The 12,983-nt window shown below is 67.6% G+C and carries 10 protein-coding genes, 1 tRNA gene and 2 pseudogenes; 7 read left to right on the top strand and 6 right to left on the bottom strand.

Annotated features, from left to right (window positions below):
- Positions 1-90: 90 nt before the first annotated feature.
- The 4 genes and pseudogenes from glxA to SPR02S_RS09185 form a co-directional block, all read right to left on the bottom strand.
- Positions 91-2,025: a radical copper oxidase GlxA gene (gene glxA, locus SPR02S_RS09200; protein ID WP_019056654.1), complete on the bottom strand. Its 1,935-nt coding sequence runs from the start codon at positions 2,023-2,025 to the stop codon at positions 91-93.
- Positions 2,022-3,984 (bottom strand): annotated as a pseudogene (locus SPR02S_RS55455) (glycosyltransferase family 2 protein). The gene glxA and the pseudogene SPR02S_RS55455 overlap by 4 nt, the downstream one beginning before the upstream one ends.
- Before the next feature lie 316 nt (positions 3,985-4,300).
- Positions 4,301-5,014, bottom strand: a complete 714-nt coding sequence (locus tag SPR02S_RS09190) for a FadR/GntR family transcriptional regulator (RefSeq protein ID WP_019056653.1) — start codon at positions 5,012-5,014, stop codon at positions 4,301-4,303.
- 283 nt (positions 5,015-5,297) lie between these two features.
- A tRNA-Lys gene (locus SPR02S_RS09185) sits at positions 5,298-5,371 on the bottom strand.
- Positions 5,372-5,552: 181 nt separating this feature from the next.
- On the opposite strand from SPR02S_RS09185, the gene SPR02S_RS09180 reads away from it, so the two are divergent.
- From SPR02S_RS09180 to SPR02S_RS66110, 6 genes and pseudogenes are all read left to right on the top strand, one after another.
- Positions 5,553-6,902: a peptidoglycan-binding protein gene (locus tag SPR02S_RS09180; RefSeq protein ID WP_026150363.1), complete on the top strand. Its 1,350-nt coding sequence runs from the start codon at positions 5,553-5,555 to the stop codon at positions 6,900-6,902.
- Positions 6,903-6,956: 54 nt separating this feature from the next.
- Positions 6,957-8,087, top strand: coding sequence for an SPFH domain-containing protein (locus SPR02S_RS09175; protein WP_019056651.1), 1,131 nt, complete (start codon positions 6,957-6,959; stop codon positions 8,085-8,087).
- Between the two features lie 120 nt (positions 8,088-8,207).
- Positions 8,208-8,816: a lytic polysaccharide monooxygenase auxiliary activity family 9 protein gene (locus SPR02S_RS09170; RefSeq protein ID WP_019056650.1), complete on the top strand. Its 609-nt coding sequence runs from the start codon at positions 8,208-8,210 to the stop codon at positions 8,814-8,816.
- Between the two features lie 104 nt (positions 8,817-8,920).
- Complete coding sequence (locus tag SPR02S_RS09165) at positions 8,921-9,388, top strand: DUF3592 domain-containing protein (RefSeq protein WP_019056649.1); 468 nt, start codon at positions 8,921-8,923, stop codon at positions 9,386-9,388.
- A 41-nt stretch (positions 9,389-9,429) separates the two neighbouring features.
- On the top strand, positions 9,430-11,088 hold the full coding sequence (locus tag SPR02S_RS09160) for a long-chain-fatty-acid--CoA ligase (protein WP_019056648.1): 1,659 nt from the start codon (positions 9,430-9,432) through the stop codon (positions 11,086-11,088).
- 156 nt (positions 11,089-11,244) lie between these two features.
- Positions 11,245-11,364 (top strand): annotated as a pseudogene (locus SPR02S_RS66110) (DnaJ domain-containing protein); the annotation flags it as partial.
- Positions 11,365-11,401: 37 nt separating this feature from the next.
- On the opposite strand, the gene SPR02S_RS64755 reads toward SPR02S_RS66110, so the two are convergent.
- The gene (locus SPR02S_RS64755) at positions 11,402-12,160 is read right to left on the bottom strand and encodes a hypothetical protein (RefSeq protein WP_245607532.1); all 759 of its coding nucleotides are present in this window, start codon (positions 12,158-12,160) and stop codon (positions 11,402-11,404) included.
- Between the two features lie 157 nt (positions 12,161-12,317).
- On the opposite strand from SPR02S_RS64755, the gene SPR02S_RS09150 reads away from it, so the two are divergent.
- On the top strand, positions 12,318-12,656 hold the full coding sequence (locus SPR02S_RS09150; RefSeq protein WP_158697796.1) for a hypothetical protein: 339 nt from the start codon (positions 12,318-12,320) through the stop codon (positions 12,654-12,656).
- Here the strand turns inward: SPR02S_RS09150 and SPR02S_RS64750 are convergent.
- Complete coding sequence (locus tag SPR02S_RS64750) at positions 12,634-12,855, bottom strand: SPOR domain-containing protein (protein ID WP_078622848.1); 222 nt, start codon at positions 12,853-12,855, stop codon at positions 12,634-12,636. The genes SPR02S_RS09150 and SPR02S_RS64750 overlap by 23 nt on opposite strands.
- Positions 12,856-12,983: the final 128 nt, after the last annotated feature.

The raw sequence follows: 12,983 nt of genomic DNA, 5'->3' as shown, positions 1-12,983 counted from the left end.
TGTCTTTTAGGGGCGGGGGACTGTATCGATTTGCGGCTCCGCCGCGCGAGCGCGACCAGCCCCCACGCACCCGCAGCCAAATAACAACCCCTACGGCACCTTCACCCACACCGCCTTACTGGGCGTCCCCTGATCGTCATCCACAAACAGCATGTACCACCCCGACTGCACCAGATTCCGATCCTTCGGCACAGTCACCGTGATCTTGTTCCCAGCCGTCTTGAAGTCCAACGCGATGGACCGCTGATCAACATCCGTGACATGCGTGGACGCGCTCGGCCGAATCAACCGCACCTTCTTGATCGAAGACGCATGCGCCGAGGTGAACGTCCCCGAAGCCCCCCGAGCAATGGACCCTGGCCCCCCAGAAAGATCCGGCCGAGAATCCCGGTAAAGATACGGCGGCGTGTAAATCTCGATCCGCTGCTCAAAAACCCCCGGCTTCGTGTCCGCCTTGTCCGCGTACAAAGGATTGGACCCGAAGAACATCACTCGCCCGTCCGGCAACAGAATCGACCCGGAGTGATAGTTCCGCCCGACCAGCGGATCGGCGACCTCCTCGAAGCTGTTCGTATCCGGGTGATACAGCCGAGCCTGAAGAATATCGGACTCACTACGCCCCCGATAATCCTCGGACCCACCCGACACAAGAACCGTGTCATCAGGCAGGATCGACGTCTGCGGATACCGAGTCCCCTTCTCCAACGAGGGCCCGTCCACAAACACAGGATTCGCGTCCTTCAGATCAACGAGCCGAGTCTTGTTGGTGGACAACTTCGACTCACCAACACCCCCACCCCCGATGACCATGTACTTCTCGTCCTGAGCCGGAGCCAACAGCACAGTCGCCGAGGTCTCCAACATGTTCGGATCACTGAGCCCCGGCACCTTGGTGAACGAGTTGGTGTCGACGTCCCAGATCCCGGGATCCCGCCCCACGTTGTCCGGCCCGTACCCCGCATTGGACCCCGAGTAGAACAGCTTCCCGTTCTCCATGAGGAACAACGCCGGATACGTAGGGAACTGCCGCTTCGTCTTCGTGTACGTCCACTTCTTCGTCGCGGGATCGAAAATCTCGTTCTTCCCCGGCACCAACTGACCGATGTCATCAAGCCCGGAGACACTGAGTACCTTGCCGTCCGACAGAGTCGTGAGCGTCGGATACCACCGAGCCTCGTTCATCGGATCGACCTTGATGTACTTCTCGGCGACCGGATCGAACTCGTACGCGTTCTTGATCCCCTCGAAGTCCCGCTTGTCGAGCCCGAACTTGTTCCCGATCCCGTATGTGTTGCGCTCGTCGGCCCCGGTCAGCCCCTGGATCCGGTAGTTGTCCTGGGCGCCGGTCTCGTACTTGGTACCTTCCTTCGGCGCCTCGACGACGATCCGCGCGTAACCGGGATTGTTCCGCAGGAACCTGCCGGTCTTCTTGTCGAACACCTTGGTCGCACGCGGAATAAGCACCGAGTCCGTGGACACGAACGACTTACCGTTCGCCTTGCCCGTGAACTTCGTGCCCTTGGGCAGCGTCATCGGCTTGTCGGGATTCTCGTTGTACAGAATCATGACCCCGCCGGCCTTCTTGACGTCACCCTTCAGCTTCTCGTACTTCTGGGTGCCGCCCGCGATGAGGATGTTCCCGTTGGCGAGTTGGGTGTGCCCCGTGCAGAACAGGTCGGCGGGAGTCGGGACCTTCTTGATGGTCCCCTTCACGGGATCCCAGATCCGCGACTCGAACTTCTTCGCGTTGAAGTTGTCCTGGTTGTTCCCCGAGCCCGCGACCAGCAGCACCTTCCCGGTGTGCAGCAGCACCGCGTGAATGGTGTCCTGCCGGTACTCCTTGGGGAACTGGACGATGTCCCAGTGCCCGTTGTCGGCTTTGTACTCGGGCTTGTTGATGACGTACTGGTGGTATCTCTCGGTCCCGAATCTGTACAGCCAGGGCCCGTTCATCCCGGCCAGGGCGATGACGACCACCGTGCTGATCGCGAGTCGACGGGCACGGCGCCGGCCGGCTTCCTTCATTCCTTACGACCCCCCAGCCCACCGAGCGCGATCTGCATGGTCTGCTCGCCACCACCGCTGCCCGTGCCCGACGCCACCCAACTGGGCTTCTGCTGCGGGCCATGCGCGACCGGCAGCGCCTGCGGCGGCGGAACGGCGTCCTGAGGCTCGTCCGGGAGGACAGCGGACGACTGCTTCTTCTCCTGCCGCACCATGTACCGCCACGCCAGGATCGGCGACGCGGTGATCAGCAGCGCGAACGTGGTCCACGTGATCATCGCCGGGTGGGAGTGCCCGTTCTCGACCCCGGCCATCAGCGACCCGGCGAAGATCAGGATGAAGAACCAGTGCACCCGGAACGTCCCGAACAGCGTGTCGGGGCTGGCCGAATCACCTTTGGGCGTGACCACGAACTTGCTCTTGCGGCGCAGCACGGCGTCCAGCAGCGAGCGGGCGTAGATCGGCGCCGACAGCGCGGACATCACCATGCCGGCGACCCCGCCCGACCCCTCCGGCTCGTGCGGGGAGACGTTGTGCCGCCGGTTCCAGATGTAGAGGCCGATCTGCAGCGCGGACGCGTTGCCGTAGAGCATCAGCCACACCGTCGGGTCGATGTTCACACCCGAGGCGCCCAGGCCCAGGAACAGGGAGCAACTCAGCGCCGCCAGTATCCAGTTGAGGGCCGACATCGGGTAGAAGATGATCATCATGGTGTAGTTGAAGAGCTTGCCCGGAGGCATCGAGAAGAAGCCCTTCCAGTACTGCTTGAGGATGGTCTCGTACGTCCCCCGGGACCACCGGAGTTGCTGCGTGAAGAAGTCCGTCCAGGCGGCTGGGCCCCTCGCCGACCGCGAGCACGTCCGGCGTGTAGACCGACTTCCACTTCTTCCCCGTGGCAGGGTTCTTGGCGCGGTGCATCTCGAAGCCGGTGGCCATGTCCTCGGTGATCGAGTCGTACAGCCCGCCGATCTGCTGAAGTGCCTTGATCCGTACGGCGTTTGACGTGCCGACGAACATCGGCGAGCCGTAGCGGTTGCCGGCGCGCTGGATCAGGGCGTGGAAGAGGAACTGCTGCGACTCGGCCGCCTTGGTGACCGGGCCCTCGTAATTGCCGTACACCTGGGGGCCGATGACGAATCCGACGTCCGGGTCGCGGAAGAAACCGAGCATCCGCTCCAGGTAGTTGGGCAGCGGCACGTGGTCGGTGTCGACGGAGGCGAAGTAGTCGTACTCGTCGCCGTGCGCCTCCAGCCAGGCGTTGTAGTTTCCGTGCTTGGTCTTCGCGCGGTGCGCGCCCTTGGGGCGGTTCCACTTCTCGACTCCCTTGCGGGTGAAGTGGTGTACGCCGAGCCGCCCGCAGACGGCCTTGACCTCGGGGTCGTCGCCCTCGTCGAGCAGCCACACGTGCAACAGGCCCCGGTGGCGCAGCCGTACGGCCGCCTCCAGGGTCTTGGTGACCATCTCCAGGGGTTCCTTGCCGGGCACGAACGTCGTGATGAACGCGACGCGTGTGCCCATCTCGGGCACCACCGGGATGGGGTCGCGGGCGACCAGCGTGGCGTGCGCGTTGGACAGCACGTTCATGCAGCGGAAGAACTCGATCAGACCGATCGCGACCAGCATCACGATGTCCAGCGCGGGCAGGAAGTCGTAGGCGGGATAGTCGCGTTGGGTCCAGTGCTCGGGCTGCATCAGCCAGCCGAGCAGGATCAGGGACAGCAGCGGCGCCGCGCTCAGCATGAGGGCGGCGCGCACGCGGTGCGTCTCCTGCGACAGCAGCGACCGGTACTGGACCTTGTACGGCTTGCCCGGTTCGGGCTGCGTGAGAGGTCCCGCCAGGCGGCTGTAGTGCTCGTAGTCGTATCTCGGAAGTGTGTTCTTGATCCGGCGGAAGCTGCCGGTCCGGTGGCCCGGGACTCTGAGTTCGGTGGTTCGGGACGGGTCGAAGCCCTGTCGGGCGCCCGTCGGCGTCGACGTCATGAGTCATCCCCCCACACGCGGAAGCGCGCGTGTCTGCTTGTCTCGGCCGCCCGCCGGGCGTCCCCCTCGACCCTCGACGGGCGTGTCAGTGGTGGCCACAGTCACCACACAGTCCACTCACGGAGATGTGCGACCGCGACCGTCCGGTTGCAAGATGCCCCCTCCGACATCTGTTCCCGAGCGGGGCCCCTCCTCCCCGCGAAACCGCGCAACCGGTTCTGTATCCCCTCAACTGCCGTGTACCGGCAGTATCTTCAAAACCAGGGTTCTACGGTGCTCAGCTTGATCGCAAGACACGAAACGCGGTGTTTACCGGTCATACGCGTTCATTGGGGCGGGTGTGGGGATCATGTGGAGCCGTTGTGGACAGTCTTGTGCGCACGTTGTCGAAGTGTTCTCTTATGGCGCGCTCGGCGCGTTTCGCGTCCCCGGACCTGACCGCGTCGAGGATCTCCCGGTGCTGGCGGCAGGTGACCCCGGGGTCCTGCGGGCCGGCCGCGAGATCGGTGTGGACGCGGTGGAAGGCGTCCCAGAACGCGTCCAGGACCTCGCTCAGCAGCGCGTTGTCCAACCCCCGGTACAGGGTGGCGTGAAAGGCGCGGTCGGTGGCCGCGAGCCCAACCCCCTCGGCGGCCTCCCGCTCCATCTGCCGTACCAGCGCGTCCAGTTCGACGAGATCCCGCTCCGGAAGCCGCCCCGCGAGCCGGGCCACGAGCCCCGACTCCACCGCCTCCCGCAGTTCGAGCAGCTGGAGCAGACTGTCCTCGCCCCGGTAGTGCCCGACGACGGTACGGAACGCGAGCCCCTCGACCATCGGCGCGAGCGACATCGGGCCGACGTACGTCCCGAACCCGTGCCGGATCTCGACGATCCCCATCGCCTGCAGCGCCTTGAGCGCCTCGCGCACCGAGTTCCGGCTCGCACCGAGAAACACCATCAGCTCGGGCTCGGTCGGCAGCGGGGCCCCGGAGGACAGCCGACGGTCGAGGATGAGCTTCTTGATCCGCTCCTGCAGGTCACGGGCTGTCATGGCCAGAGGGTATCCGGCCAAACGGGGGGCGAGCTGTGTTCCGCCGGTACGGATGCTCCGCCCATGCAGGTCTTCCGCCCACGCAAAAGGCCCCCCGCAGTGCGGAGGGCCTCCGGTGCCGCGAGGGGATTTCGGGGGCCGGACTTTTCAGCCACGGTCAGCGTGGTGCCGGGTCAGGGGGTGTGGGTGGCGGAGCCCCCACCGCGCGCGGCGAAGCCGTGCAAAAACAGCGATGGCGAGGCATGCTCGCGCTTTCTGCGAACGTGCCTCGCCATCGTCATCGTGCGCCGCCAGGGACTCGAACCCCGGACCCGCTGATTAAGAGTCAGCTGCTCTAACCAACTGAGCTAGCGGCGCGCGCGTTGACCTGCACAACTCTACCGGATGCAGGGGGGTGCTCCCGACCGCCCCCGGACAGGCCCGGGTGTGGCCCCTGTACATCATTCGGACCGTCAACATGCGAGTCCGGAAGACAGTTGAGAAGCTGGCGGATGTGCACGAGCGCGGATATTTCCACCTGGAGTGTGAGGGGCGTCGCATGGAGACTCCGGTATTCGAGGAATTCGATCCCGCGAGCGATTGCGACTGCCCCGGATGTGCCGACCGGCGGCGCCGCCGGCCGCATTCCCCGACCGGCCGGATCGTCGGCCACCCCGCCGCCCAGCGGGTCCTCTTCGTGGCCGCCGCGTCCGCCGCCCTCGCCGCGGGGCACGCCGTACCGGCCGCGGCCGCCCCCCACGCACCGGCTCGCCCCGGTGTCCCCGCAGGTGACACGGGTGACGAGCCCGCGACCCCGCAGGGCGGCAAGGCCCCGCTGCACGGCCCGAGCGGGAAACCGGCGAAGCCGGCCGGTGCGGTCAAGGCGCCCACGACCACCCGCGCGGAGATCATCAACCGGGCCAAGATCTGGATCGCCGCGCAGGTGCCGTACAGCATGAACGCGTACTGGTCGGACGGTTACCGGCAGGACTGCTCGGGGTTCGTCTCGATGGCCTGGGGGCTGCCGGGGAACGAATGGACCGGGAGCCTCGACCAGTACGGGGTGCGTATTTCCAAGGACGACTTGGAACCCGGCGACATTCTCCTGTTCCACAATCTCGCGAACCCCGAGAAAGGCTCGCACGTCGTCATTTTCGGCGGCTGGACCGACTACACGCACACCTACTACATCGCCCTGGAGGAGACCCCCTCGCACGCCCGCCGCCAGTCCACGCCGTACGCGTACTGGAGCCACTCGGACAGCTATGTGCCGTACCGCTACAGGGGCTTGACGGGTGGTACGGAAGGGGTGACACCCGTGGCTCCGGTGACCCCGGCGGGCGCGGGCAAGACGAACACGCCGTACCCGGGAGCGGCGTCTTTCGGCCCGGGCGCCAACAACAAGTACGTCACCCAGCTCGGCACGATGCTCGTCGCCCGGGGTGCGGGCGCGTACTACACCTCGGGTCCCGGCCCGCACTGGTCGGACGCGGACCGGCGGGCCACCCAGGCCTTCCAGCTCGCCCAGGGCTGGACCGGCGCGGACGCGGACGGCCTGCCCGGCCCGCAGACCTGGCAACTCCTCGTCACCGGCAAGGGCAAGAACGTCGGAGGCCCGGCGGCCGTGGGAGCGGCGGGCCCGCCCGCGTCGGTCCCCTCCTCGCACGGCGTTCCCGGCTATCCGGGCAAGGCCGTGTTCCGCCCCGGCGCGACCAACAAGTACGTCACCGAACTCGGAAAACAGCTGGTCAAGAAGGGCTTCGGCAAGTACTACACGACCGGCCCGGGCCCGCGCTGGGGCGAGCCGGACCGCCGCAACGTCGAGTCCTTCCAACGCGCCCAGGGCTGGCGCGGCGGCGCGGCGGACGGCTACCCGGGCCCGGAGACCTGGCGTCGCCTCTTCTCGTAATCACGCACATCCCCACCCGTTGTGACGCATCTGGCGCGGAGGCTGGAGGCAACCATGAGTACGACGACCACATCACAGACGCCCGAGAACAATGAGGGGCCGCCCGAGGGACAGACCCGTCCCGCGCGGCTCATCCAGAACGAGGCGACCACCGAGATCCCCGTCCACCTGCTGTTCCGTGACGACCCCGACCCGGTCTCGGTCCCGCTCAGGCCCGCCGTCGTGGCGCGCCGGCAGGGCACCGGCGAGCAGCCCCGCTTCCGCCGCCCGGTCCCGGCCAGGCCGCGCCCGGCCCCAGAGGTCGACCCCGACCTGGTGGAACGCCCGGCCCGGGTGCTCCCCGGCTCGGCGGGCGTGCTCGCCGGCACCTGCGGACTCGCCGGCTGCCTCGCCACCTCCTGGTGGGCGGGCGTCCTGCCCCCGCTCGCGACCGAGGCGCTACGACTGCCGTTCTACGCCGGTGCCGGACTCGGCCCCGCGCAGTGGGCCGCGTACGCCGGGGCGGGCGCGCTGGGTCTGTTCGGCTTCGGGGGTCTGGCCCGGGGCCGTACCGGACGGGCCTGGGTGCTCGGCCTGTTCGGGCGGTACCGGGGGACCGTCCGGCGTACCGGGCTGATGTGGGTCAACCCGCTGCTGCTGCGCCGCCGGGTCGACGTACGGCTGCGGCACTGGCGCGGTGAGCCGATGCCGGGGGCCGATGCGAACGGGGTCGCGCTGCGGGTCGTGACGCTCGTGGTGTGGCGGGTGCGGGACACCGCGCGGGCCACGCTCGGGGTCGAGGACCACGAGACGTATCTGCGCGAGTGCGTGGAGGCGGCGCTGGCCCGGGTGCCGGTGGAGGTGCCGGGCGGCGGCGCGAAGGGCTCGGCCGACCTGGCCGCCGACGCGCTGACCCGGCTGGTCGCGGCGGACTCGGCGCCGGTCGGCATCGAGGTGTTCTCGGTGCGGCCGGTACGGGTGGAGTACGCCCCGGAGGTGGCCGCGGCGATGACCCGGCGCCGTATCGCCACGCTGGACGCGCAGCAGCGGGCGACGATGCTCACGTCGGTGGTCGACTCCGTGGAGGACACGGTGACCCGGCTGACCATGCGGGGTCTGGTGGAGCTGGACGACTACGAACGCAAGGCGCTGGTGAAGGACTTGACGGTCGCGTTCTGCTCGGGACGGGGAGAAGCCGCGCCGTGAGACGGGGAGAAGCCGCGCCGTGAGCGGTATGGACACGGTCAAGTAAGGGCAATAATCTGAGACTTGGTCTAGACCTGCACGGCTCACGGAACTCCCCACACGTTCTCCAGGAGCGGCAGCATGCGCAAAAAGACCAAGTGGTACGCGGGCGTGCTCGGGCTCACCACGGCCGGGGCCATCGTGCTCTCGTCCGGGGCCGCGAGCAGCCACGGCTACACCGACCTCCCCATCAGCAGGCAGAAGCTCTGTGCCAACGGCACGGTGACCAACTGCGGTGACATCCAGTACGAGCCGCAGAGCGTCGAAGGCCCCAAGGGCTTCCCGGGGGCAGGCCCCGCCGACGGCCAGATCTGCAACGGCGGGATCAGCCGCTTCAGCCAACTCAGCGCACCGAAGGCCCCGTCGGGCGCCGCCTGGCCGACGACAAAGGTGACGGGTGGTCAGTCGTACACGTTCCGCTGGCAGTTCACGGCGATCCACGCGACGACGGACTTCAAGTACTACGTCACCAAGGCGGGTTGGAACCAGAACCACAACCTGGCCCGCTCGGACCTCAACACCACCCCGTTCCTCACCGTCCCCTACAACGGCCAGCGCCCCTCCTCGTCCACCATCTCTCACACCGGCACGCTCCCGTCCGGCCTCTCCGGTCACCATGTGATCGTCGCGGTGTGGACGATCTCGGACACGACCAACGCGTTCTACTCCTGCGACGACGTCACGTTCTGACGTTGAGGTCGTGAGCGCGAGGTTCTGAGCATTGCTTGAGACAGTCCGGCATCCCCCGGGGGTAGGTTCCCTCCATCAAGCGGTACTTGACCTCGGGGGACACCATGGATGCGCTGTTCTACGTCATACCTGTACTCATCATCGTCGTGGTGCTGTGCGCCGCGGTCGCGGTGCTCCGCCGCGCGCGTGCGACGAGCACGGCCTGGAGCAGCGGTCTCACGGCCGAGGCCCGCTGTCTGCGGACGTACACGACGACCAGCGGCGGCGCCGGGGACACCAGGGTGTCGACGACGCTGCACCACGTCTACGAGTTCACGACGCGCGAGGGCCGTACCGTCCGGTTCGAGGAGCGGAGCGGGTCCGGGACGGTCCTGGAGGGCGACATCGTCACCGTGTACTACACGGCGGACCACCCCGAGCGGGCCACCGCCGAGGCCCCGGCCCGCGCGAAGCTCATGCTGGGGACAGGCCTCGCGCTGGTGTTCTTCGGCGCGTTCATCGCCTTCTGCATCGGGTTCATCGTCGTGACCCACGAGGCGGCCCCGGCGGCCGACAACTTCATGACCCCGTAGCCTCTCCACATCTGACGGTACGTCAACTACCGTGCGCCCTCATGGAGTCCAGCAGGCGTACCGTCGCGGAACTCGTGCAGGCACGGTGGGGCGACCACCGCCCCGGGCTGTGGTGCGGGCAACAGGTGCTCACCCACCACGAGATGGCGTCCGGCGCAGCGGCCAGAGCGGCGCTCCTCGCGGACCTGCTACCGCCAGGCGCCGCACCCCACGTCGGCGTACTGCTCGACAACACCCCTGAATTTCCCCTGTGGTTGAGCGCGGCGGCCCTCGCGGGCGCGGCCGTCGCCGGTATCAACCCCACCCGCCGCGGCCCCGAACTGGCCCGCGACATCCTGCACACCGAATGCCGGATCCTCGTCACCGAGCGCACCCACCTCCCGCTCCTCGGCGACCTCCAACCCCCCGGCGTACGCCTCCTGGTGACGGACACTCAGCCCTACGCCGACCTGCTCGCCCCGTACGCGGACGCGCACCCGTCCGCCTTCTCCGGCGCCACCCCAGACGACCGCGTCCTGCTCTACTTCACCTCCGGTTCCACCGGCGCTCCGAAGGCCGCGATCTGCACCCAGGGCCGACTGGCGGCGGCGGGGCGCTCGTTGGCCGACAGCTTCGGAATCCTCCGCGACGACGTGCACTACATCTGCATGCCGATGTTCCACGGCAACGCGGTGATCGCCGACTGGGCACCGGCCCTGGTGGCCGGCGCGGGGGTGGCGCTGCGCCGCCGCTTCTCGGCGTCACGGTTCCTGGACGACGTACGGACGTACGGGGCCACGTACTTCACCTATGTCGGCCGCGCCGTGCAGTACGTCCTGGCCACCGAGGAGCGCCCCGACGACCGGGACAACCCGCTGCGCATGGGCTTCGGCACGGAGGCGGGGGCGGTGGACGCGGCGGCGTTCGAACGGCGGTTCGGGGTACGGCTGGTGGAGGGGTACGGCTCCTCGGAGGGCGGGGCGGCGGTGCAGTGGTCGCCGGGGACACCGCCCGGGGCGGTCGGGCGGGCGGCGCCCGGGCTCGCCGTACTCGATCCCGAGACGCGGGCGGAGTGCCCGCCGGCGGCCTTCGACTCGGCCGGTCGGCTGCTCAACGGGGAAGAGTCGATAGGGGAGTTGGTGAACCGCGGCGCCAACCCCTTCGAGGGCTACTGGCGCAACCCCGAGGCGGACGCGGAACGGCGCCGCGAGGGCTGGTACTGGACCGGCGACCTCTTCTACCGCGACCCCGACGACTACCTCTACTTCGCCGGCCGCACCGACGACCGCCTCCGCGTCGACAGCGAGAACCTCGCCGCCGCGATGATCGAGAACATCCTCGCCCGCTACGAGGGCGCCGACGCGGTGGCGGTCTACGCGGTACCGGACCCGGTGACCGGGGACCAGGTCATGGCGACCCTCGCCGGCGACTTCGACCCTCTCGACTTCGCGGAGTTCCTGCTGGCCCAGCCGGATCTGGGGACGAAGATGGCACCCCGGTTCGTACGGGTGGTGGAGCGGATGCCGGTGACGGCGACGAACAAGATCCACCGGGCGGGGCTGCGGCGGGAGGGGGTTGCCTGTCCCGATCCGGTGTGGTGGCGGCCGCCGGGGGAGGCGGCCTATCGGCGACTGACTCCGGAGGATGCCGAAGGGCCCCTCGTCGGAACGAGGGGCCCTTCTTCGGTGCGCCGCCAGGGACTCGAACCCCGGGCCTGCTGATTAAGAGTCAGCCGGACGATGAGCCGGATGATGCCGAATGAGTTCGGAATCGTTCGTTCTCACAGGTCAGCAGGCATGTGGAACTGCCAGGCCCATCCGGGACAGCTCAGGATCGTCCGGCGGCGCTGTTAGCCCGGCGCTAGTACGGGGGCGGTCATGAACATCGCGTTCATTGATCTGTACCCCGTGCTTGGGCTCTCGAAGGATGCGGACCTGGCCGCGATCCGCAAGGCCTTCCGCGCTCGCATGCGGCAGACCCACCCTGCCGGCCGCCCCGGCAGCGCTCAGATCCGCTCAAGATCGAGGCTGGTGGCTATGAAGCTGTGCCCCAGGGCGTGGCGTTGGCCCAGAGCGCTTCCAACTGGTCCAGGTGGAAGTCGTACCACTGTCCGTCTGTGGGCCGAAGAACCATCTTCATGTTCTCCACACGCTGGATCTTGTACGTGTAGTACTGGAGATAGAGAACCGCCCGGGATGTCCCCGGCGCGATGTGCGTCCATCCGAAGCTCAGTTCCTCAGTGGTCACCCGCACCTCCAAGCGCCCGCCTACCGCGAGGTGAAGTCGTTCGAGGTGTGTGAGAGTCCCACGGGTCTGCCCGGTGCGACGGGCGTGATCCGCCTGGATTCCGAGCCGGTTTTCGGCCAGTTGTTCGGCGGGCGAGGCCGGCTGGATCACAAGGATGCGGACGAGACTGCCGGAGCGTAACCGTCTCTCCAAGGCGTGGAGGATCGTGGGGACCGCATTGGTGAGGGAGACACCGGCCAGGTACAGGTCACCGTCACCCTGGAGGTCCTCCTCATGGGAGGGCGGAAACGTCGTCATGAGTGCGGGACTCGGCGTGGATTCCCTCGCGGCGGCCATCGTGTCGAGCTTGGCCCTGGTGATCAGCGTTTCGGTAGCCAGCAGAGCGAGCACCGCAAGCAGTGCGCCGAGAACCTTGTCCGTCGAGACGATGCCTGCGAGGTTGAGCACCGCGAGGATGACCGAAACGGTGATCGTCAAGTAGGCGTCGAGGTTCTCCCCTCGGCGAATCTGGTGTCCCGCGCGCCCGATCCACGACATGCGGATCAAGGTAGTCGAGAGCGCGCCTTGAGGTGGCCAAGTCACTTGACTGCGGCGGCAGTAGACATCGGCCCATGACTTCCACACGAACGACCCACACCACCGCGACAACTATCGTGCTTTAGCTCAACTGTGCTGCCGCAGGGGGCGTGAGTACTCCCGGATGATGGCAGCAGCCACTGACAGCCTCTTCTCCGGTGAGCTGTGCACCCTTGTCGCGTGCTCGCCATACGGCACGGTGTCCGACGGCCGGGGTCTGAGCGAGCCGCCGATGGGTGATGATGTCGCTGTGAGTCTGGACTTGAGTAGCTATGAACTGCTCTGGCCCGCCCTGCTGTTCGCAGCTGACGGCGAGTGCATCCTCCGCGTCACGGGCCGCGCCTGGGAGGAGCAGGCGAAGTGGCTGCTGACGGAAGCCTTAGGCGGCAGGCCTGGCCTCCACCCCGGCGCCCGGGGACTCCAGGTGGCCGGGCTGGGCACGCTCACTCGGTTCTACCCAAAGTGAGCTCGACGGCGTGCAGCTGTGCGTGCCAGCGAGCGTCCAGGCTGTCCGCGACCCTCTGTGCCTCAGCGCGAGTTGCGAATCTACCTACGCGATAGCGGTTGCCGTTCTCGTCCTGACGTATTACGAGCCAGGGGAGGTGGACGTTGCCCACGTTGGCGGCGGTCGGATGACCTTCGGACGGCTCAGGGGTAGCGGGCACATCCCGCAGTGCGTCGTCTGAGTGCGGTGAACGATCATGTTTCGCGGGCGAAAGAAAGGCGGAATTTGTACGGTTCATGGTCGACCAGAGCTTCGCGCCGCGCGTGAGCGTTCGCTTCGCCTTCGGGG

The organism is Streptomyces prunicolor NBRC 13075, assembly GCF_000367365.1.
GTDB lineage: Bacteria > Actinomycetota > Actinomycetes > Streptomycetales > Streptomycetaceae > Streptomyces > Streptomyces prunicolor.
Note: the sequence above shows the minus strand (reverse complement) of the source record. Positions and strands in the feature narration are given on the sequence as shown.